This is a genomic window from Alteromonas lipotrueae (assembly GCF_019249255.1).
GTDB lineage: Bacteria > Pseudomonadota > Gammaproteobacteria > Enterobacterales > Alteromonadaceae > Alteromonas > Alteromonas lipotrueae.
Genome location: NZ_JAESDJ010000001.1, coordinates 641,559 through 663,230, shown reverse-complemented (window position 1 = coordinate 663,230; position 21,672 = coordinate 641,559). Strand labels below are relative to the sequence as shown.

Here is a 21,672-nt window from a genome sequence, read left to right as displayed (position 1 = left end):
GAAGGGGATAAGCTGGATGATGACTATTATACTGACGCGCTGTTTTCTTATCGCTTAGTTAGCGCTTATTCAGCTTTACCTGCCTGACCTGCAATAGGTACGGTAGTCGATACCACAGAAGCGTTTTGTGCACGGTGACGCAAGTAGTGATCCATCAATACAATCGCCATCATCGCTTCAGCAATAGGCACCGCACGAATACCTACACAAGGGTCGTGACGACCTTTCGTGACGATTTCGATTTCTTCACCCTGCTTGTTGATGGTTTTACCTGGCACTGAAATACTAGATGTTGGTTTAAGTGCCATATGGACTTCAAGATCTTGCCCTGTTGAAATACCGCCTAGTACGCCACCCGCATGGTTTGATTGGAAACCTTCAGGTGAAAGCGTATCACGGTGCTCACTGCCTTTTTGGTTAATAACCTCAAAACCGTCGCCAATCTCTACGCCTTTAACCGCATTAATGCCCATCATAGCGTGCGCAATATCGGCATCTAATCTATCGAATACTGGCTCGCCCAACCCCACTGGAACATTTTTAACCACGACTGAAACTTTAGCACCGATGCTATCGCCAGATTTCTTTAGCTCGCGCATGTATTCATCTAGCGCTTCGAGTTTGCTTTCATCAGGGCAGAAAAAAGGATTGGTATTCGTCACCGCATGGTCAACGTTTTCAACGCTAATAGGCCCTAATTGAGAAAGGTAGCCATGTACTTCAACGCCATGCACTTCTTTTAAATACTTTTTGGCAATACCACCCGCAGCAACACGTACCGCAGTTTCACGGGCAGACGAGCGACCACCACCACGATAATCACGTGAACCATACTTTTGATCATAGGTATAATCGGCATGGCCTGGGCGAAAACGGTCAGCAATATTTGAGTAGTCTTGGCTTCGTTGATCTTTGTTTTTAATCAACAAACCAATACTGGTACCCGTCGTTTTTCCTTCAAACACGCCAGACAAAATTTGCACTTCATCATCTTCACGACGGGCGGTGGTATAACGGGATGTACCAGGCTTACGTCTGTCTAAATCGCCCTGTAAATCAGCTTCACTTAACGTGAGGCCTGGAGGGCAACCATCAACAACACCGCCAATGGCGATACCGTGGCTTTCTCCAAATGTGGTAACGGTGAAGAGTTTTCCAAAGCTGTTGCCTGACATAATCGAGAATTAATCCTTGCTGTTAAAATAGTTTTCTAATGTTGAGTTGTTCACGGCAAATATCCCCTGCCCGCCATTTTCAAAGCTTAGCCAAATGACTTCAAGGCCTGGGAAGCGAGTGTCCATATGCACTTCGCTGTTACCTACTTCAATGAACAACCAGCCGTTATCGGTTAAATATTGTGGTGCTTTACGTAGCATAATATCCACGAGTTCTAACCCGTCATCGCCGGCCGCTAATGCTAGCTCTGGCTCATGATGATATTCATCAGGCAAGTCGGCCATGTCTTCAGCATCAACATAAGGTGGGTTTGATACAATTAAATCGTACTTCTGCCCGGTTAAATTAGTAAATAAATCAGAATGGATAGGGTAAACACGGTGACTTAATTGATGCTCTTGAATATTAATATCGGCCACTTCAAGGGCATCTTCGCTTATATCTACCGCATCAACCTGTGAGTCGGGGTACGCATGCGCAAGTGCAATAGCGATACAACCACCACCGGTACACATATCTAAAATATGAGTCGGTGCTTCTTTAACGAAAGGCTCAAAGTTATTTTGAATCAGTTCTGCAAACGGAGAGCGAGGAATAAGCACGCGCTCATCAACATAAAATGGCATGCCGCAAAACCAAGCTTCGTTGGTAATGTAAGGCAGAGGCATACGGGTTTGTACCCGTTTTAAAACAAGCTCAGCAATTTTTTCGCGCTCACTTTTTGTGAGTCTTGATGACAACATACTGTCACCAACGTGCTCAGATAGCGAATGAGGCAAGTGTAGCGCTTGCATGGTAAGGCTTAATGCTTCATCCCAAGCGTTATCGGTACCATGACCAAAATAGAGGGCGGCGTCGTTAAATCGACTGGTAGCCCACCGAATCATATCAAGTATGCTGTGTAAATCTTCGATGGCTTCTTCTAAGTAAAACTTGTCGGTCATAAGAGCTTGGGTACATCAGGAATATGAAAGCTGGTATCATACCCAAAGATAACGCCTGCGCCCACGTTAATTTGCATATCGGTTCATAATGAAAGTATTTAAAAAAGAACTAAAAGCCATGAAAAAAGGCACTGAGAAGCCAAAAGTGATTGAAGATACCTTCTCATTTGCTGATGCTGTGCAAGGTGTAAAGCCCATGGAGCAGGACAAGATTGTTCCGAATAAGAAAGTCGCCCTTGAAAAGAAAAAGCAATTAGCAGGGGTTAAAGACCTAAAAGGCAGTAAGCAGGTAGCGGCGAGTTTTAGCTTCTCCGATATGTACCAAGCTGTACTTCCGCAAGAAGGCCCCATGCGGTATTGCCGAGAAGGCGTGCCAACGCATGTACTAAAGCAGCTTAGACGAGGAGACTATTCCCCTGAGTTTCTGCTGGATTTGCACGGTATGACCCGAGAAATGGCAAAAACCGAAATAGCCTCATTAATTTATACCGCCCGAAAAGAGTCGGTAGACTGTGTTTCCATCATGCACGGGTTTGGACAGGGCGTTTTAAAAAATGCACTCCCCCACTACTTAATACAGCATCCCCACGTGAATGCATTCCACCAAGCGCCACTTGAATACGGCGGACAAGCGGCATTGCTTGTGTTGCTAGATGTGCCCACGCCAGAATATAAGCGATAGTGAACGTAGTTATAGTTACTGAATTCTTGACCTAACATTGGCCTAATTCTTGTCAAACGCCGCGACTTAGGGGCAAAACGGTATTTACTTATCAAGCTCTGCGCTGTTGTGCATAAATAGATAGGTATAGAACACGCCCATTCCAATAATAATACTGATACCTAGAAGCGAGCCCCATACAACGGGATCTGAAATCATACTTAGTAACATGGTGTTTCTCCTCACAGGGTTAATAAGTTAATGATAGCGATTTCCTGATGATGGTTTGTGATCTGGATCAAGCCTGAAATCCGGTAAATAGAAGGCTTGTATAGAAGTTGATCGAGATCAATATAGAAATAAATTGAAAATAACTCAAAATGCCATTGCAAATCATTCTCATTTACAATACATTATACATGCCTGTTCGACGTAGGTTAAAAACGGTCTTGGCTTAGCGTCGTAAGGGGAACAGACGCCCGTCTGTTCCCCTCTTTTTTTTGTCTGCTACTTTGTCGTTTTATCAATAATAAAACGTACACACAGTCCTTTGTCTTTTCGGTTTTGAATCACTAAATGGCCATTATGCGCATCGGTGATTTCTCGGCATAGCGCCAACCCTAATCCACTCCCATTAGCTTTAGTGGAATAAAAAGGAACCAGCGCATTAGTCATCACGCTATCCGTCATGCCTTTTCCCCTATCGAGCACTTCTATAATAACTTGAGAGGCCGTTTGCTTGATGACGAGCTCCACATCCTGTGGGTTTCCTCCCGACTCATGGGCATTTTTAAGTAAGTTAATTAATAACTGCTCTACTTGAACTGCATCGGCTTTCACCTCGACAGCCTCTGACATGGTTAACTTGAAGTCACATTGATTGCTGAGTTGTGCCGTTATTTTATCCCAATCAATCGTTACCAAAACCGGTGGAGGCAATTTTGCAAACCTTCCATATCCTTGAACAAATTGATTTAAATGGGCAATACGTTCTTCAATGGTATGGAACACACGCACTAGACGGGCATCACCATTTTGCTGGCCTACGATTTGGCCGCTATGCAATAAGCTAGAAATAGGCCCCAATGAATTATTCAGCTCGTGACTAATCACCCTTATCACTTTTTTCCAAACCGACACTTCTTGTCTGTTTAGCTCCCGTGTCATTTGCTTAAGAATATAAAGCCGGTGAGTTTGATTATTTAACAAAAACGTTCCCGTAGCCATATGCCACGTTTGAATGCCGCTAGCACCCTGAGGCAAGGTAAATAGCCCTTCTCGGTTTTCTAGCAAGACATCTTTTAGGGTGTCTGGTTTGTTTTTGAGTAACCTGCCGAGGGTGTAACCTTCCAAGCTTCTGGTACCCAACTTACTGGCACCAACGACACTTTCCTCAGGGTCACTATTCCCAATATTATTTGTTGAGAAGAAGAATTCGCACGCTTGGCGGTTACTCAGTACCACATGCATCTGATCGTTCACTAATAGCAAAACGTCAGGTGAACTATGCAGCACTTTGTCTAGCATCAGCTCTCGCTGATACAACCACTGTTTTTCTCGGCGAAGGGTTTCTGCGGTATCGTTATAAAGCTGGCATAAAGTTTCAAACTCGTCATCAGTTTTACAAGCTAGTGTTGATGAAAACTCACCGTCTTTAAAATTGAGCAAGCCTATTTTAAGGGCCTCTAATTGCTTGGTTATCTGCACCGTACAGACTTTCACTGCAATCGCGCTCAAGCACAAAGACGAAATGACAAGCAGGGCTTTTTGCACAACCGATAGGTCGCTTACATACAACATAGGCGCTATACCTATTGCCGTAGCGCAAAGCGCAGCTACCAGAAGCTTATTTTTAATTAACCTCACGATTTATAATCAATTCCATATTTATCTAGCCTGCGGTAAAGCGCTTGTCTGGATAACCCCAAGTACCTTGCCACTTTAGATATAGTGCCGTTAAATTCTGTTAGCGCCGCCTCAATCTCTGATTTGCTGGGCTCTTTTCCACTTTTTTGCTCTGTATTCACCTCACCACTAATAGAGGGTAAACCGAAGTCCTCAGCATCCAGCGTACCATCTGGATGTAATATACTGACTCGTCGACATACATTCTCAAGCTCACGTACATTTCCTGGCCACGCATAGGCTTGTAGTGCCTGCTGCCCAGTGAGGCTAATGTCTCGACCTGGTAGGAAATGCTTTGCCAAGGCCAACACATCATCACCCCGTTCATTAAGTGGCGGCACATTAATTTCGATGACATTTAGGCGATAAAACAAATCCTCGCGAAATGCGCCGTTTACGATGTCGCGAGTTAAATCAGAATTGGTGGCAGATATAATTCTTACGTCTGTTTTTTGTGTTTTCACCGACCCCAGTTTTTCAAATTCACCGGTTTGCAGTACGCGCAATAATTTGACTTGGCCAGACAAAGGCAAGTTGCCAATTTCATCTAAAAACAAGGTGCCTTGGTTAGCGGCTTCAAAGCGGCCAATTCGCGTTTTATTAGCGCTGGTAAACGCGCCTATTTCTGCGCCAAAGAGCTCTGCTTCAATAAGTTCTTGAGGAAGGGCCCCCGCATTGACCTTTACAAATGCCGACTGATTAAGGGGTGATTGAGACTGAATAAGTTCGGCAATTTTTTCCTTTCCGCTTCCATTAGGCCCAGTAATAAGTACCGGCACATCAGATTTAGCCACCTGCACCGACATATCTACTACCCGCTGCATGGCTGCGCTTTCGTACACTAACCCAATACTTACTGCTGCTTGACGCGTATTGTCAAAATTTGCCGCTTGTTGCTTCAACACTCTATTTTGGCTGGCGGCCTGCCCTAGTGCCACAAGATTTTTAATGGTGGTAATAAGCTTGCTATCATCCCACGGCTTTGGAATGTAGTCAGCCGCGCCTGCTTTCACCAACTCTACCGCTTGTTCCAATTCCGTCCACGCCGTGATGAGAATAATGGGTAATAGCGGATTTAACTGACGCAGCGCGAAGAAGAGCTCGCGCCCTTCCTCGCCTGAGGTTGTGTCTGCACTGAAGTTCATATCTTGCAACACTAGCCCGATAGCTTGGTAATTGACTATCTGCAGCGCCGCTTTTGGCGTTGTGGCTGTCACCACTTCGTAACCATGAATTTCTAGCAATAGTGATAACGCCTCTAATACAGCGGCGTTGTCATCAACAATTAACACTTTGGTCATGTCTACACTTCTTAAATACGACTTATATACTGCGAGTAGCAATACTGGGTGAAATATTAGCGGCTCGCATAGCGGGGAAGATAACGGCAAATATACTCATTGCAAAAATGAATATGGCGGTACCCACAATGAATTCTAGCTCAAGTGATGAGATGGAATAAGTCTTCATCATCACATCACCTAATACCACTGCTGCCACTCCACCGATAAATAAACCCGCCATGCAAACCATGGTATTTTCTATCAAAAAATATCGTACGATAGCAGACTTTCTTGCCCCTAACGCTCGGCGGGTGCCAATCTGCTTAGTACGTTTACTAATATTAAATTGGGTAAGTCCAAATATACCAAGAGCCGTAATCAGTAAAAGAATCACAACAAGTACAATCAACATACGCATCATGAGCACATCGGTGGCGTCATAGTTTTCTTTGGTTTTATCTAACCCATCCACATTAATAATGACTCGCTTATCATAAGCGTCCAACATATTTTGTTCTATATTGGCCATGATGTTTGCACGCTCATTTTTGTCTGCTCGAACGACTATATGCTGATAATTCTTTGCATCTATAAAGGGCACTAAGGCAGTGATCTCGTCTCGATCACTGCTTGGCCACGGGCTTTTCATCGTTTCCACAATGCCGATTATTTGTAATGGCCGGTTTGAAAAGTACACGGTTTGGCCTAGCGCGTTACCATCGGGGAACAGTGCCTCTACAAAAGGTTGCGAGACGATAATAGTATTTGGGCCATTCCCATTAAAGTCATCACCAATGATTACCTCTTCGGGTCTAAAATTACGCCCTTCAATGAGCTTAACCCCAAAGGTCTCTAAGCCATGTTCATCGGTATTATAGTAAGCAACACTAACAGATTTAGACGTTTCTGGAGAAGGGCGCAACCGCATTGTGGAGGTTGAACCTCCGCCTGACAATGGCACGGCTTGTGATAGAGTTGCGTTAATGACGCCGGGAAGGTTTCGGATCATCGTTTCATCAACTTCGGCTTGCTGACTAAGCGAGCGATCTTTTCCAAAAGTCATTACGGCGAAGCTAAATATTTCCTTTTCCGGAAACCCTGTATCTTTGCGTAGATAAGATACATGATCGTTAATCATAAATGCAGCATTGCTAACAATCGACATGGTAAGGGCAATTTGAAGCAATAGGAGCACGGCGCCAATTTTAGAGCGACGTATGGCATTGAAGATGGGTTTAATGTCTAACATAGCATGCCCCTATTGGCTTTTTAAGTAGATGGCTGGCTGTGTTCTGCACACTAACCAGGCTGGGTATATCCCCGCCAAAAAGCTCGCCGTTAAGGCAATAATCGGCGCTGTAAGTAACATTGAGACATCCATGTTAGCTAGGGCACCATAATAGCTATTGGTCACACGAACGCCCCATAAGCCAAGCTGAGCTATGGCTATTCCTAGTAGCCCCCCCGCGAGTCCGATTACTGATACTTCAACGATGTGCTGAGCAAAAATATGACGCTTACTCGCCCCTAGTGCTCGCCGGACACCCACTTCTGGCGCCCGCTTTAGAAACTTCGCCAGCAACAGCCCTAAAATGTTGGACACACACACTAATAGGAACATAAAACTCAACCCCACTAGAATACGATTGTCTTCAGATACCACCTTGTTGTATTCCAGCCACTCAGTGACATTTCGAAGCTTAAACTCCAAAACTTCTCGATTGAATCTACCCTTTTCTCTTTGATCATCCATATAGGAAATGAGGTAATCACCAAACTGTTGCTTTTCTTGCATTGTATTAAGTTGAGCCCAAAATTGTATCCAAACTCTCTCAGAGGCCAATAGCCCTTGATATCCCTTTGAGTTCTCATGTTTCCAACCATTCATGTTGCCCCACGTCCCTATTTCCTCTAATGGCGCAATGGAAAAGGGAATATAAAGTTGTTCTGCGACGTTAAACGCGCCGTTGTTTACGTCGTAGTACTTCACATGATGTTCCCAATTTGCCGAGACACCCACAATGCGATAACTATTGTTATCAAGGTATATATGTTGCCCAACCGAGTTTTTTCCTGCAAATAAACGGTCGTTTATTTTTTCAGAAATGACCACTACATATTCATGGGTGTCTTGTGAATCTCGAGACCAAGGCGCACCGTAAACAAATGGTCGGTCGAAAATGGTAAAAAATTCTCTATTCACCAAGCGAGCCGGCTCCATAGTAGGTTTTACTTCTGGAGAATTAAGGTGCACAGAGAACCCACTTCTAAAACTCGGCGATTTTAGTACTGGGATATCTGCATTGTAGAGATTAATGGCATCTTGATAAGTGAGCTGATAAGGCAGGTTATCAGAGGAATGCCACTCATTGCCATCATCCATAATATTCAGCTGCGGATAGAAAATATTACCACTTTTATGTGGAATGGGGTCCATCGACATCATGTGGTAAACAGACAAGCTCGTCATGGTAAGACCTATTCCAATAGCGATAGCAAAAACCATCAGAAAGCTAATTACTGGCGTGCGCTTAATGCTTCGCCAACTCAAATCAATATAATGGAGAAACATATTATACTCCTGACGCAACAACGGTTTCATTGTCGCGGGTGGCTGCTAAAGTCGGCTTACCTTGATATAAGGTGAAGTCAGCTAACTGGCCATCTACCACTTGTATATTACGAGGAGCTCGGCGCGCTAACTCGGCATCGTGGGTTACCATCACAATTGTTGCGCCATTTTTGTTTATCTCTTCAAGTAGTTCCATAACTTGGCGCGCCATAAGGCTATCCAGATTTCCCGTAGGTTCATCGGCAAGTAAGAAGCGAGGTTTGCCCGCCAGAGCACGAGCTATAGCAACACGCTGTTGTTGCCCACCAGACAACTGTTGCGGTAAATGTTTAGCTCGGCTGGCTAAACCAACTTGCTCTAAACATTGTTCAATTCTTATTTTACGTTCTTTTGCGGCAATGCCTCGATAGCGCAGGGGCACTTCGACATTTTCATATAAATTCAAATCAGGTATTAGATTAAAGCCCTGAAATATATATCCAATTTTTTGGTTTCTTAAATCGGCAGTTTGATTATCAGACAATCCGCCGATATCAACGCCATCTAAGGTATATTGGCCTGACGTGAACGGCTCCAGCAAACCGGCAATGTTTAAAAATGTTGTTTTCCCAGAGCCAGAGGGCCCTGTAACCGCAATAAACTCGCCTTCATTTACGGTTAACGAAAAGTCCCTTAGTGCATGAGTTTGTACGCTGTTCGTTTGGTATATTTTGCTTACGTTGTTCATGGTTAACATTGCTGTTTATCCTTTTTATTAGCGCAGAAGTACTGTAGACGCTTGATTAAACTGTTCGTAATTTGAAACTATTATTTGGTCGCCCTCATCCAGGCCGCTGAGAATTTCGACTTCTCGAATGCTGGTTGCGCCAATTTGAATGTCTATTCGCTCGGCCAGATCACCTGTAACAAGATAAGCTGTGGTGCCTCCGGCTTGAAGGAAACTCCCACGCTCTACCTTGAGTACATCACTTTTGTTCTCTAACAATATCCGTGCTGACACTTGTTGATTCTGGCGAATTGATTGCACGCTATTTTCAGGAAAGCGTACCCTTGCAATAACTTGTCTATCGACAACTTCTGGGGATATTGAAGCCAGTGTGCCAATCACTTTTTGGACACCCACTTTTAATTCAACACTCATCCCTAACCCCAGCTCATTTGCATAGCTCTCAGCAACATTGAGTTCGGCTTCATAAGCGGTTAAATCTACTAATTTCATTAATGGCTCATTTTTAGCCACAAGTGCATTCGGCTGAATTAGTACATTCCCCACGACTCCGGACACGCCGGCTCTAATAGTTAAATCGGCAAGTTGACGGGTAAGGTCATCTACAACTAGAGCTTGCCTGGCGACCTTCTCTTTCGTGGTCTTAAGTTCAAAAGCTAACGTATCTGTTGCTAATTCAATTTCACTAATGGCGTGCTTATAAGTCACTTCTGCTTTGGCTAAATTATCTAGCGCCTCTTCTAAATCTATCTGACTTATGAGGTGATCTTTGATTGACAATTTTGCTCTTTTTTCTTCTCGCTGGGCCGCAACCAATTCTACGTTGGCAATATCAGCTTGTTTGTTTAATAAAAGTGCCTGTCTACGTACATCAAGCTCTTGCCTAGCAAGCTCACTTTCCAAGCTTGCTAGCGCTGATTGCTCTTGCTTCATAGTATTCTGCAATTCGGGAGAATCGACTATTGCTACAATATCCCCTGTTTCTACCGAATCACCGGGCTTTACTTTTAAAAGAACATAGCCTTGCTCAGGGCTATACAACTGCGGGGCATTTGAAGCGATTATTCTACCTGTGGTGACGATATCCCTAATTAACTCGCCTTTTGTTACTACACTGAACTTTAGCGAATCACGACTGCTAGATAAGCCAGCGGTGGAGCTGGAAAAAAGAAAGAGATATCCAAAGACACCCACTATTAATAGTATAGCTAAGACACCAACCCATTTTTTTCGCGACGGCTGCGTTACAACAGCGGTATCCTGACTACTAGTATCCTGAATCATAAGACATCCTCATGACTTACTGACTCGAAATTAGCGAGCAACACTACAATGACAAAAATAAAAATAGGCAGACTGATAAAGTGAATAAGCAACATGTTAATCTAGTTTCTGTTGGAAGTGTGAACTAGTATTACGAATAACATGCCAACATTTAATACATTGATTATTAATGATTTTATTAAGCTTTGAGTAGCTGGCGTGTCCGAGCGGACACTTTTTTACTGTCCGACTCAACTGAGCGGACGGGTTGGCTAAATTTAGGGTTGGATATCAGAAGAATCACTGAGGTTACTAAAAAACGGCATTAACTCTTCTCAGTACTCATTGATGTGAAATACATAGGTTGGGATAGCGAATTAAATTTTAGCAGGCTAATTGATGGCTCAATACAGTTTTTCGCTTTACCAATGCCAAGCTGATCTTGCTGGAAAAGTTGCTCTCTATGGAGCTTACAACTGCAGACCAATCTGTTTGTGTTAAACCTGTACGCGATAAAATAGGCTCGCAGTTTCGGGGGATCTCTCCCCTGATGTTACTTCTTAGTTGCCTACCGGTTTGATCCACCAAGTGCAAATAATCATCTAATCGAAAAGGTAACCCTTTTGCTTTATTATTTTGAGACCCACCAACAAATGGAAGTAGCTCTAGAGGTTGTTTATTCTCTTTTGCCTTTGCTATACGACGTTTCACACTGGTATACATTGCCTTTTCAGGGGTCTTCGCATTGCCAGCTCTTATCGGATTTAAATCAACATAGGCCATGCAAGCCAACAATGCTGATTCATCTAGTAGAGCTTGAGACTTAAACCGCCCTTCCCAAAAACGCCCGGTACATTCGTCCTCCGTGTTTGCTTTTCGCGCAATAAATTCATTTAGAAGCCGCATAAACCAACTGATATCGTACAAACGCTTTCTATATATATCCACGTAATTAAGTACCGTTTTTAATTGCGATTCAGAGAGGCTAGGCCTCTGTTCTCTATTCATAAATTGACGAGTAAGCAAAGTTCCATTGTGAAGCGTATGCCACCGGCTCAGTACTTCCTCAGGGCTCATTGCAAGCGCATGACTCTTATCAACACGCAATACAGTATGGGTATGATTGCTCATTACTGCATAAGCGCAAACTTCGATTGCAAAAACACTTGCGAGCTTAAGCAATCGATTCTCTACCCATTGCCTTCTGTGCTCGTAGCTTCTTCCGCTAAACCTGTCTTTTCCGCATAGAAATGCTCTTCGAACACAACGAGAAACGCAATGATAGTAAGGAGTGTCTTCTAAACATATTAGTGACTTACGAGGACGCGGCATGCTTAAATTTGGTGTGGATATTTGATGCTTATAGTGGATTAATACGCTAGAGAAGAATACTGAACCTTGGGTTAGTTTTTCTCTCTATTTCGGGTGAGTTGATTAAGCTTCGCGATTTGTGTGTGTCTTCTCACCTAGCAACCAAAAAAAACCTGGACACCCACTAATGTCCAAGGCTTTGACATCTGTGGGTGTCCAAACTCTTTTAGTGGGTGTCAATATTGAAGGTGGGTGTCCGCATTGCTAGCTAAAGAGCTTCATGAACCAGCCTTTGCTAAGCTCTTCTTCACAGGTTTTAAGCTGGGTTGCGTAGCGTAATGATCTTGCTTTCACTTTAGATGCCACTTTCTTCAGCCAGGGTTTTCGGTCGTAACTTTTCCGTTTATAGCCGCCCCAGCCTTCGTGATAATTCAAGTATTGGGCGTAAGCATCCCACTTTGAAATGCCATTTACCTTCTGCGATTTATAAATAAACCAGCCCATGAAGTCGATGGCATCTTCGAAATCATCCCTATCAGCGCCGCTATTATTGGTTTCACGCATGTAGTCAGCCCATGTGGGTGTCTTAGCTTGCGAATAGCCATAAGCAGAGCTTACTCTACCCCAAGGGACTAAGCCGAAAAATACGTAATCACGGGGAGGTAAAGCATCGTGGCGAAATGAGCTTTCTTGATACATCATCGCCATAGGCACATGAATGGGCACGCCCCATTTATCACGTGCATCAGCGGCGGCGTCGTACCAATCATCTTTTTCAAAGAAGATTTCGCACAAATTGCTGCTATCTTTCGGGGGCGTTGTTGCACATCCAGCGATAAACAGTGGAAAAAGCACGACCAAAATTGATAAAAAAATACACAACGGTTTGAACTTTTGATGCATAGCTTGTCTTAACTTATGTTCTAGTAAAATGTGTGTTTCCCTGGAACCTTCAACGCCTGATTTCTATCAGGCGTTTTTTTTTGCTTGCGGTTCGTTGAAGTAATCACGAATAAAGCTGTCGAAGTCTTTCGTATCAGCGGCTTCCACATCGGCTTGCGCAGCTAACGACGTCTCAGCGGCATCAGCAAACATAGCTTCCGTAGTTTGCTGATAATCGAAACCTTTCATCTGCTCTTGATAACGTGCAGCTAGCTCTAAGCCATAAACACCATTATCTTTGTCATGTTTAAGCAATTCCTCTAAAAGCACGCCTGAAGGGGTTAGCGCTGGATTTGCAACTTTCATCGACTCTGCGGCAACCGCGTCACTATATCGTGTTGTGTCATTTGCCAAGTCGAGTATCTCTGCCACTTGCTCAAACTCGTCAAACAATGATGAAGCCCACGCCGTTAATGTTGTTTCCTCATTATCGCGAATAAGCGCCAAATTAGGTTTTCTGCCTTCTAATACCACTCGATTCATGTTGTCTTTTGCTTCATTTAACTGCGCTTCGTCTAGTTCAGCACTTGGCTTCAACAAACACGTCAGTAAGAACACATCGAGAAAATCGAATTGGGTTTGGCTAATACCAATGGGCGAAAAGGGATTTACATCTAACGCACGCACTTCAATGTAGCTGATGCCGCGCTTAACCAGTGCGTCGGTAGGCTTTTCCATCGATTGCGTAGGTTGCTTGGGCCGTATTGGCGAATACAGCTCGTTCTCAATCTGTAAAATATTACGGCTGAGCTGCTGATAGTTACCACCGTCGCCAGCAGCAAAGCTACTAAAACGATTTGACGGCGTATCCATAGCACCACGAAGCAGCCGAACATAGTTATCTAACTGGTTATAGCAAATTTTAAGCGACGACTGCTCTGCACTGGTATATCCCAAGTCACTCATTCTCAATGACGTGGCATACGGCATGTAATACGTGCCCTTACCCACTTTTTCAAACGGTAATGCGTGCTCTTTTCCTTTCAAAAACGAACCACACAATGCAGGTGATGCACCGTATAGAAAAGGGATTATCCAGCAGTAGCGACGGTAGTTTCTGATCAATGAAAAGTAGTTGGCTGAAGTTTGATCTTGGCTATGCTCAGTACCGTTAAGCTCAGCCCATTGCTTCCAGAAATCATCGGAAAAAGAAAAGTTAAAATGTACGCCAGCAATCGCCTGCATCATGCTGCCGTAGCGGTTTTTTAACCCAATTCGATATACTCGCTTCATTTTACCAATATTAGATTCGCCAAAATAAGCAATAGGGATATGTGCTTCATCTTCGATAAAACATGGCATGCTGAGGGGCCAAATTTGCTCGTTACCAATATTATCAATGGTGTACTTGTGAACATCTTGCAACTGCGTAATAGTAGTAGCGGCGCTACTTTCTGGGGGCGTAATAAACTCTAACAAAGACTCGGAAAAGTCAGTGGTTATCGTGTCGTGCGTTAGCGCTGAACCTAACGCCTTTGGGTGAGGCTCTTGCGACAGAGCGCCGTTTGGCTTAATTCGTAATGCTTCACGCTCAACACCACGCTTTATTTGCGTAAGTGCCGTTAAAAATTCAGGTGATTTAAGCGCAGCCAAACGCTTGTTGAAACACGTTGAGTTTACAGTCAATGTTCATATCCATGGATGAGTTGTTCCCCTCAAAATGGGGAACAACATATTAAATTCAAGTCACCATTGCTGATAACTTGCTATCAGGCACTTAGTTTATCTGTTCTCTACTATTGGTATCTACTGATAATTCGATGATCGGCATATTTAACGACTCCAGTTGCTCAAGAATCGCATTTTTGTCGCCAACAACGATAACTTGCAGCGTATCTGTCGATAAATACTGCTTAGCCAGTGCGTTAATTTCGTCTTTGCTAATGCTATTAATTATCTCAATTTGCTCTGTTCTGTAGCCTTTTTCAAGTCCATAGCTTTGCAATTGACGAAGAAAGCGCGCCTTACTATTGGGGGTTTCAAACTCTAACGCATCGCTTAACGTAAACGCATTACGCATGAATTGAATTTCTTCGCCTGTCGCGCCGTTATCGATATACTGATTTATTTCTTTAAAAACTTCAGAAATGCCTTCGGCTGTATTCGCAGCAGTAAGATCGGTTCCAACTTCAAACCAACCTAACGTTTTGCCTCCCATAAACGCACTGTTCGCGCCATAGGTAATGCCTTTATCTTCGCGCAAATTCAGATTTATCCGGCTATTAAAGCCGCCCCCCAGTGGGAAGTTAACTAAACGAGATTTAAAGTAATCGCCAGTTGCATCGAAAGGTAAGCTGCGTTTAACGATATAAACTACAGATTGAACCGCACTAGGGCTATTTATTAAAAAGACCTGATTCTTATCGTAGGAAGGGAATGCATCATAATCTTCAAAGGTATATGCCTCACCTTCCCATTGCGCCACAAAATCTAATGCATCTACTACCGCATCAGAACTCATATTGCCAACGACTACGACACTCGCTTTACTCGGAGAGTAGTACTGGTTATAAAACTGCTTCACATCGTCAAGTGTGATGGCCTGCACGGTTTCAATAGTGCCTTCATCAGGTAAACTTACGCGATTATCTGCGCCGAATAATACTAAATCTCTGGCGCGGCGAGCCAAACTAGATGGCGTTTTCGCTTGCTGTTGCAAGCCTTGCAACACTCGCTCTTTCATTCTAACGAAATCACTTTGTGCAAAAGCAGGGTTGAAGAACTTCTCTTTAAGTAGTGCCAAGGTTGGCATCACGTTTTTAGTTAATGTAGATACATAGACCTGAGAGTATCGTCCTGCCGCACTAAATCGAATTGAACTGCCTAACTTAGCAAGTTCGTTCGCTAATTCTTCATTCGTGTAGTTTTGCGTAGATTCATTCATCATTAACGCGGTGAGGTACGCTGTACCCGCTTTACCCTCAGCGTCTAGCAACATACCGCCATCCATGCTAAGGGTTAATGTGACAGTGGGTGTCTCACTCACAGTCACCCCCATTACATTTACGCCATTGCTGAGTTCACGCTCCCAATAATCCGGTACCGTGACGATAGGCGCTTCGCCTGCTTTAGGCGGTATAGTTCTATCGAAACTAGATGGTGAAGATGTATATTCGTGATCATCAGGTTCAGTTTCGGGTAACGTTCGTACAGGACGTTCAAAGGTAGGCTCTGCCGCTTGAAGTTGAGGCTGGCCTTTAGGCACAATACTCAACACCACACTATTGGCGCCTTTGATATATTTTTTATACACACGCATCACGTCTTCAGCGGTCACAGAATTATATCGCGCGATATCTTCAGACACTAAGTCTGGCGTTTGATAAAAAGTCTCATTGGCCGCTAGCGCAGTCACTTTGCCAGCTACACTCTGTAAGCCAAATACTGTTGATGCTTCAATACTACCTTTGGTTCGCGCTAAATCGTCGGCTTTTACACCGCGGATTTCAAATTCAGCCAGTGTGGCTTCTATTACCTGGTGAAGTTCATCAAGTGACTGGACTTTTGCGGGGTTAGCTAACGCAATTAGTTGAAATTCACAGGCCAGCTCGCGGCACGGGTGTGACACGACTGCTTGGACAGCCATGCCTTCTTTCACTAAATTTTTATAAAACAAAGACGTTTTACCGCCACCTAGTATGTCGGATAACACATCTAATGGTGCTTCATCAGGGTGACGCGCATAAACGGTTGGAAAAGTAATTTGTAGCAACGGCAGGTGCACCTTATCTTCTAACGTCATATAGCGTGTTTCAGATAGGGTCACAGGCTGTGGTTCAGGATCTTTTACTTCAGGTCCTTTTGGAATATCACCAAAATATTGGGCTATTAATGCTTTGGTTTTGGCAGTATTTATATCACCACCTATGGTCAACACTGCATTATTTGGCCCATACCAGCGTTTAAAAAAAGCTTTAAGGTCGTTCACGTTAACGCGGTCTAAGTCTTCAACGTAACCAATGGTCATCCATGAATAAGGGTGCCCTTCTGGATACATTGCTTCGCCATTGAGTTCATGCCTTAGTCCGTAAGGCTGGTTATCCACTCGCTGAGCACGCTCGTTCTTAACGGTTTCACGTTGATTTTCAAATTTAGTTTGGTTTACCGCTTCAAGCAAATACCCCATACGGTCTGCTTCTAGCCACAACACCTTTTCGAGTTGGTTAGCCGGCACAGTTTCGTAGTAATTAGTTCTGTCGGTATTTGTCGAGCCGTTCAAACTTCCGCCGGCTTCGGTGATCACTTTAAAATGCTGTTCATCTGCCACGTGTTTCGAGCCTTGAAACATCATATGCTCGAAAAAGTGCGCGAAACCAGACTTACCCACTTCTTCACGCGCAGAGCCTACGTGGTAAGTCACATCTACATGAACGAGGGGATCTGAATGGTCTTCGTGAAGAATAACCGTTAATCCATTACTGAGCGTGTACTTTTCGTAGGGGATAGTAACTGCGGAGCTATCGGCGGGGGTATCTACGTTTGCCCGTTGGCATCCGTTAAGTACGCTAATAGCAAAAACTGCAACAATAAGGCGAAACGCCAAACTTCCTGACATGCTGGATCCTTCTAGGTGGCCTCGCTTTTATAATGCATTTAACTCGCATCACACTAGCGTCTATAATAATACAACCGTTGAGACAATGGCCTGGGGCATACGTTTCATCGAAGACTACCAGACTTTTTAACGCTTTACTTGCTCTGACTTGCTATCATTGTATTAATTTATAAAATTCTGAAATACACTGGCAGTGAACACAGAACAAAAAACGTAGTTAAAGGAACTTACATGGATCAGCTCGCAACAGTCTTAGATTTTGAATTTGGCATGTCTCAACTAAGTGGTAATAAAACACTGTTGTTAACCTTATTGAATAAGTTTTCAGATGAATATCGCTCAGCAAACGATGATTTACAGCGATTAGTGAAAGAAGAAAATTTCGACGAGGCATACTCTTTAATCCATACGCTGAAAGGTGTAGCAGGTAACTTGGGGCTATTTGCGTTGCATCACGCCAGTAAACCCGTTGAAGCAAGCGTTAGAAACGACAAATGCCTTCCTGATGACTACGCCAGTTTTTCTGCTCTTGTTGATGAAACCATAGCGGCTATAGATGCACTATCGGCAACTCCTGAGCCCGCTGCGCCTGAAGCAACTAGCGCAGTTGCTACCCAAGCTCGTGAGCAATTTATGGCTGCATTAAAGGCCAGTGAGTTCATTTCTCAATCGACGCTTGATGAATGGTTAAGCGCACTTTCGCTACCGCCTGAAACAAAGCAAGGAATTGAAGACGCGGTAGACGAACTAGACTACGACGAAGCCATCGCCCTACTTGAAAAAGCCTAAGTGAGCGAAATACCTATTTTAGTTGACGATAACGATGTGCTTATCGTCAACAAGCCCTCCGGCATTGCCATGCATGACAATGCTAATACTACGAATATTGAGAGCACGGGAACTGGTGAGAACATAAAAACCGGTGGAAGCGCTGACTCGGGTTATATCAGTAATATAGACACACATGCATTAGGTATTGTTAGCCTGCTTCGCGAACAAACTGGTTTTAGTCAACTTCACCTTTGTCATCGCTTAGATACCGGTACCTCTGGCTGTTTGTGCTTAGCCAAAAATACCCAAACAGCAGCACTTATTGGTGAGGCCTTTGCATCCCGTCGAGTTAGCAAATACTACTTAGCCATTAGTGCCGACAAGCCGAAAAAGAAACAAGGTACCATTGTAGGCGATATGAAAAACCGCCGCGGCGGCCAATTCATGCTGCTTAAAAGCAAAGATAACCCTGCAGTCACCCAGTTTTTTAGTCAATCTGCTAAACCTGGCTATCGCGGATTTATCGTAAAACCGCTTACAGGTAAAACCCATCAAATTCGAGTCGCTCTTAAGAGTATGGGTGCAGCGATACTTGGCGACACACTTTACAGCGGTGCACCATCCGATAGATTACATTTACATGCTGGCTGGCTGCGCATTCCCCTCCCCTCTCGCACTATTTTAGTCAAAGCGCCGATACTCTCTGGTGATTTATTTACTGATAGTGAAGTAAGCAATTGGCTTACTGAATTACCTGAGCCAGATAGCTTTAATTGGCCTGTAATTGCCCCTTCTTTATTACAGTTAGTTAGCAAGGCTTGATGTAAGAAATGAAAGGTAAAAAGGCCAGGCAAGGCGTGCAAAAAACAGAAAACCTATTGGGTGAGGGCAACTCGCAGGCACAAGGCAATTTTAAGACTGAGCAGCTCGAAATAAAAAAAATCCACATTGCGGGCAGTGGCGCTATTGGTTCTTTACTCGCAGGGGCTGCAGAAAAACAAGCAATTCCTTACGCGCTTTACCCAAGAAACTCAGTATTTCAAGTAGAGAATGCGAGTATAGGGAAACCTAAATTTGAGCCATCTAAAACTGAGACACCCACACCCTATTTAAAAAATAACAATGAGACACCCACCCCCTTGTTAATAGAATGGACTGACGGTACCGAATACCCCATTACGCAAATCAACAGTAACAAGCCACATCTTTCGCCTAACGATATTTTGGTATTGCCTTTAAAAGTGCACCACTTGAAAACCGCGCTTACTCAATGGCTGCCATTAATCGATAAAAGTACCCCTGTAGTGCTTCTACACAATGGTATGGGTGGGTATGAAATAGCGACATCTATATTGCCAGCCAAGCAACCATTGCTGCTTGCGACCACCAGCCATGGGGCGATGAAGCGCACGACAACTCAGGTTATTTACACCGGTGTGGGCGCCACCCAGATTGGTATTGCCCCCCATTTGGTTTCGCACAAACAACTCACTATGCCTGAGTGGGCGAAAAGTGTGTGTCACACTTTATATGCGCTACTTCCACCAGTGAGTTATCAAACTGACATCATGAAAGCTTTGTGGGCCAAGCTTGCGATTAATGTGGTGATAAACCCATTAACTGCCCTAAATAATGTGACAAATAGCCATATTGCTGATGAGCAGTTTGCGAAAGAACGCAAAACGCTTTGTGAAGAATTTGCTGAAGTGGCAAACGCCTGTGGTCAGTGTTTTGATGCTAATAAAATCGAACAACAAGTAATCAACGTTGCTGGCCTTACTGGCAGTAATTACTCCAGCATGCATCAAGACGTGCTAAATCATCGGCAAACCGAGATTGAAGCCATTAATGGCTACATTGTCAAAATGGCACAAAAAAAGGGTATTGAAGTTCCCCTCAATACCCTTCTTACACAACAAGTCAAAGCGCGTTTAGCCTAAGTGCTGTGAGCTGTTTTTTATAACGTTAGCTAAGTATAACGTCATTTGCGCAGCTTATTCTTCTTCGGTGCCTTTTGAAACTTCAGGTTTCATATGCGGGAATAAAATCACGTCTTTAATCGTTGGGCTGTCAGTAAATAGCATAGCCAAACGGTCAATACCAATACCTTCACCGGCCGTAGGCGGTAAACCATACTCTAACGCACGAATGTAATCTTCGTCGTAATGCATTGCTTCATCATCGCCGGCATCTTTCTCTTCCACTTGCTTAGAGAAACGCTTGGCTTGATCTTCAGAGTCATTTAACTCGCTGAAACCGTTAGCAAGCTCACGGCCGCCTACGAAGAATTCAAACCTGTCAGTAATGAATGGGTTTTCATCGTTACGACGAGCAAGAGGCGATACTTCCCACGGGTATTCTGTAATAAACGTAGGCTGTTCAAGCTTCTCTTCTGCGGTGGCTTCGAAGATTTCACACAAGTACTTACCAGCGCCCCAAATACCGTCAACTTCAGGCTCTTTAATATGCAGCTGTTTCGCCATGGCTTTAAGTGCATCAAGGTTAGCTTCTGGGTCGCGAATAGCGGCTTCATTGGCTTCTGGCCAGTATTTAAGAATAGCGTTGCCCATACTTAAGCGCTCGAACGGCTTACCAAAGTCGTACTGCACTTCTGAAACCACGTTACCGTCAGTATCTTTGTTGGTGTTAGTAATAACACTAGAACCTAAAATATCTTCGGCAAGAGTACGCAACATGTCTTCTGTTAAGTTCATCAGGTCATTGAAATCAGCATAGGCCTGATAAAATTCCAACATAGTGAACTCTGGGTTATGACGTGTTGAAAGCCCTTCGTTACGGAAGTTACGGTTAATTTCGAACACGCGCTCGAAACCACCTACTACTAAACGCTTCAAGTAAAGCTCTGGGGCAATACGCAAGTACATATCAATGTCTAACGCATTGTGATGAGTAACAAACGGCTTTGCAGTTGCACCACCGGGAATAACCTGCAGCATAGGCGTTTCTACTTCAAGGAAGTCGCGCTGGGTGAGGTAGTTACGAATACCATTTACAATCTTACTTCTGATCATAAAGGTTTTGCGCGTTTGTTCACTGGTAATAAGGTCAACGTAACGCTGACGATATTTGGTTTCTTGGTCGCTTAGGCCATGGAACTTCTCTGGTAGAGGGCGCAGTGCTTTCGTTAGCAATGCATACTCTTCCATGTTCACATATAAATCGCCTTTACCCGACTTATGCAATACACCAGCAACACCAATAATATCACCAATATCTAACGCACCGTACTGCGCTTTAAGGGCTTTTTGGGTATCTTTATCAGCGTAAGCTTGAATGCGACCAGTCATGTCTTGTAGCAACATAAACGGGCCACGCTTAGCCATAATACGGCCAGCAATGCTTACTTTATTGCCCTGCTCTTGCAAGGTTTCTTTATCTAGTTCACCGAACTTGCCTTGAAGTTCGTCAGCATAGTTTTCACGACGGAAGCTGTTTGGGAAGCCATTTGCACGGCACTGCTCACGAATTGCGCTTAGTTTTGCTCGGCGCTCAGCAATTAATTTATTTTCGTCGGTTTGTTGGTCAGTCATAACCTATTCAC

Annotated in this window: 18 protein-coding genes; 4 read left to right on the top strand and 14 right to left on the bottom strand. The window is 43.9% G+C overall.

The genetic code is table 11. The annotated features are described in order from the left end of the window. Nucleotides 1–65: 65 nt before the first annotated feature. Entirely contained in the window at nt 66–1,175 is a 1,110-nt protein-coding gene (gene aroC, locus KYS23_RS02835) for a chorismate synthase (protein ID WP_159529575.1), read from the bottom strand. 9 nt (nt 1,176–1,184) lie between these two features. Then, nucleotides 1,185–2,120: a 50S ribosomal protein L3 N(5)-glutamine methyltransferase gene (prmB, locus tag KYS23_RS02830; protein ID WP_218395445.1), complete on the bottom strand. Its 936-nt coding sequence runs from the start codon at nt 2,118–2,120 to the stop codon at nt 1,185–1,187. Between the two features lie 88 nt (nt 2,121–2,208). On the opposite strand from prmB, the gene smrB reads away from it, so the two are divergent. Continuing rightward, a complete protein-coding gene (smrB, locus tag KYS23_RS02825; protein WP_159529571.1) occupies nt 2,209–2,802 on the top strand; it encodes an endonuclease SmrB in 594 nt (197 codons plus the stop codon). A gap of 84 nt (nt 2,803–2,886) precedes the next feature. Here the strand turns inward: smrB and KYS23_RS02820 are convergent, their stop codons facing one another. From KYS23_RS02820 to KYS23_RS02770, 11 genes are all read right to left on the bottom strand, one after another. Then, complete coding sequence (locus KYS23_RS02820; protein WP_013784987.1) at nt 2,887–3,012, bottom strand: DUF3149 domain-containing protein; 126 nt, start codon at nt 3,010–3,012, stop codon at nt 2,887–2,889. A gap of 276 nt (nt 3,013–3,288) precedes the next feature. Further along, nucleotides 3,289–4,581, bottom strand: coding sequence for a sensor histidine kinase (locus KYS23_RS02815; RefSeq protein WP_246604263.1), 1,293 nt, complete (start codon nt 4,579–4,581; stop codon nt 3,289–3,291). A 62-nt stretch (nt 4,582–4,643) separates the two neighbouring features. Then, the gene (locus KYS23_RS02810; protein WP_159529567.1) at nt 4,644–5,987 is read right to left on the bottom strand and encodes a sigma-54-dependent transcriptional regulator; all 1,344 of its coding nucleotides are present in this window, start codon (nt 5,985–5,987) and stop codon (nt 4,644–4,646) included. A 22-nt stretch (nt 5,988–6,009) separates the two neighbouring features. Beyond that, nucleotides 6,010–7,218: an ABC transporter permease gene (locus tag KYS23_RS02805; RefSeq protein WP_159529565.1), complete on the bottom strand. Its 1,209-nt coding sequence runs from the start codon at nt 7,216–7,218 to the stop codon at nt 6,010–6,012. A 9-nt stretch (nt 7,219–7,227) separates the two neighbouring features. After that, nucleotides 7,228–8,541, bottom strand: coding sequence for an ABC transporter permease (locus tag KYS23_RS02800; RefSeq protein WP_159529563.1), 1,314 nt, complete (start codon nt 8,539–8,541; stop codon nt 7,228–7,230). Nucleotide 8,542: 1 nt separating this feature from the next. After that, nucleotides 8,543–9,277 carry an ABC transporter ATP-binding protein gene (locus tag KYS23_RS02795; protein WP_159529561.1) on the bottom strand — a complete coding sequence of 245 codons (735 nt, stop codon included), beginning with the start codon at nt 9,275–9,277 and terminating at the stop codon, nt 8,543–8,545. 18 nt (nt 9,278–9,295) lie between these two features. Continuing rightward, the gene (locus KYS23_RS02790) at nt 9,296–10,552 is read right to left on the bottom strand and encodes an efflux RND transporter periplasmic adaptor subunit (RefSeq protein ID WP_159529559.1); all 1,257 of its coding nucleotides are present in this window, start codon (nt 10,550–10,552) and stop codon (nt 9,296–9,298) included. Nucleotides 10,553–10,915: 363 nt separating this feature from the next. Continuing rightward, nucleotides 10,916–11,863, bottom strand: coding sequence for a transposase (locus tag KYS23_RS02785; RefSeq protein WP_232370586.1), 948 nt, complete (start codon nt 11,861–11,863; stop codon nt 10,916–10,918). A gap of 243 nt (nt 11,864–12,106) precedes the next feature. Beyond that, on the bottom strand, nt 12,107–12,745 hold the full coding sequence (locus KYS23_RS02780) for a transglycosylase SLT domain-containing protein (RefSeq protein ID WP_159529557.1): 639 nt from the start codon (nt 12,743–12,745) through the stop codon (nt 12,107–12,109). 66 nt (nt 12,746–12,811) lie between these two features. Continuing rightward, nucleotides 12,812–14,410, bottom strand: a complete 1,599-nt coding sequence (gene gshA / locus KYS23_RS02775) for a glutamate--cysteine ligase (RefSeq protein ID WP_218395451.1) — start codon at nt 14,408–14,410, stop codon at nt 12,812–12,814. Between the two features lie 91 nt (nt 14,411–14,501). Then, nucleotides 14,502–17,339, bottom strand: coding sequence for a M16 family metallopeptidase (locus KYS23_RS02770; RefSeq protein WP_218418008.1), 2,838 nt, complete (start codon nt 17,337–17,339; stop codon nt 14,502–14,504). Between the two features lie 231 nt (nt 17,340–17,570). Between KYS23_RS02770 and KYS23_RS02765 the strand changes: the two genes are divergently transcribed. Genes KYS23_RS02765 through KYS23_RS02755 form a run of 3 tightly spaced genes read left to right on the top strand, consistent with a single transcriptional unit; the run spans nt 17,571 to nt 20,050 of the window. Further along, a complete protein-coding gene (locus tag KYS23_RS02765) occupies nt 17,571–18,128 on the top strand; it encodes an Hpt domain-containing protein (RefSeq protein ID WP_218418007.1) in 558 nt (185 codons plus the stop codon). Continuing rightward, nucleotides 18,129–18,932 (top strand): pseudouridine synthase, encoded by an 804-nt coding sequence (locus tag KYS23_RS02760; protein ID WP_218395457.1) that lies wholly within the window; start codon nt 18,129–18,131, stop codon nt 18,930–18,932. A gap of 8 nt (nt 18,933–18,940) precedes the next feature. Then, nucleotides 18,941–20,050, top strand: coding sequence for a ketopantoate reductase family protein (locus tag KYS23_RS02755; protein ID WP_220100241.1), 1,110 nt, complete (start codon nt 18,941–18,943; stop codon nt 20,048–20,050). A 54-nt stretch (nt 20,051–20,104) separates the two neighbouring features. On the opposite strand, the gene lysS is transcribed toward KYS23_RS02755, so the two are convergent. Further along, nucleotides 20,105–21,661 carry a lysine--tRNA ligase gene (gene lysS, locus KYS23_RS02750; protein WP_159529548.1) on the bottom strand — a complete coding sequence of 519 codons (1,557 nt, stop codon included), beginning with the start codon at nt 21,659–21,661 and terminating at the stop codon, nt 20,105–20,107. Between the last annotated feature and the right edge of the window lie 11 nt (nt 21,662–21,672).

Coding starts and splice junctions, on each gene's coding strand:
- prmB (WP_218395445.1), bottom strand. CDS start 2,120: ATGACCGACAAGTTTTACTTAGAAGAAGCCATCGAAGATTTACACAGC.
- KYS23_RS02785 (WP_232370586.1), bottom strand. CDS start 11,863: ATGCCGCGTCCTCGTAAGTCACTAATATGTTTAGAAGACACTCCTTAC.
- KYS23_RS02770 (WP_218418008.1), bottom strand. CDS start 17,339: ATGTCAGGAAGTTTGGCGTTTCGCCTTATTGTTGCAGTTTTTGCTATT.
- KYS23_RS02800 (WP_159529563.1), bottom strand. CDS start 8,541: ATGTTTCTCCATTATATTGATTTGAGTTGGCGAAGCATTAAGCGCACG.
- lysS (WP_159529548.1), bottom strand. CDS start 21,661: ATGACTGACCAACAAACCGACGAAAATAAATTAATTGCTGAGCGCCGA.
- KYS23_RS02790 (WP_159529559.1), bottom strand. CDS start 10,552: ATGATTCAGGATACTAGTAGTCAGGATACCGCTGTTGTAACGCAGCCG.
- KYS23_RS02795 (WP_159529561.1), bottom strand. CDS start 9,277: ATGTTAACCATGAACAACGTAAGCAAAATATACCAAACGAACAGCGTA.
- aroC (WP_159529575.1), bottom strand. CDS start 1,175: ATGTCAGGCAACAGCTTTGGAAAACTCTTCACCGTTACCACATTTGGA.
- KYS23_RS02805 (WP_159529565.1), bottom strand. CDS start 7,218: ATGTTAGACATTAAACCCATCTTCAATGCCATACGTCGCTCTAAAATT.
- KYS23_RS02780 (WP_159529557.1), bottom strand. CDS start 12,745: ATGCATCAAAAGTTCAAACCGTTGTGTATTTTTTTATCAATTTTGGTC.
- KYS23_RS02815 (WP_246604263.1), bottom strand. CDS start 4,581: ATGTTGTATGTAAGCGACCTATCGGTTGTGCAAAAAGCCCTGCTTGTC.
- KYS23_RS02765 (WP_218418007.1), top strand. CDS start 17,571: ATGGATCAGCTCGCAACAGTCTTAGATTTTGAATTTGGCATGTCTCAA.
- KYS23_RS02755 (WP_220100241.1), top strand. CDS start 18,941: ATGAAAGGTAAAAAGGCCAGGCAAGGCGTGCAAAAAACAGAAAACCTA.
- KYS23_RS02820 (WP_013784987.1), bottom strand. CDS start 3,012: ATGTTACTAAGTATGATTTCAGATCCCGTTGTATGGGGCTCGCTTCTA.
- smrB (WP_159529571.1), top strand. CDS start 2,209: ATGAAAGTATTTAAAAAAGAACTAAAAGCCATGAAAAAAGGCACTGAG.
- KYS23_RS02810 (WP_159529567.1), bottom strand. CDS start 5,987: ATGACCAAAGTGTTAATTGTTGATGACAACGCCGCTGTATTAGAGGCG.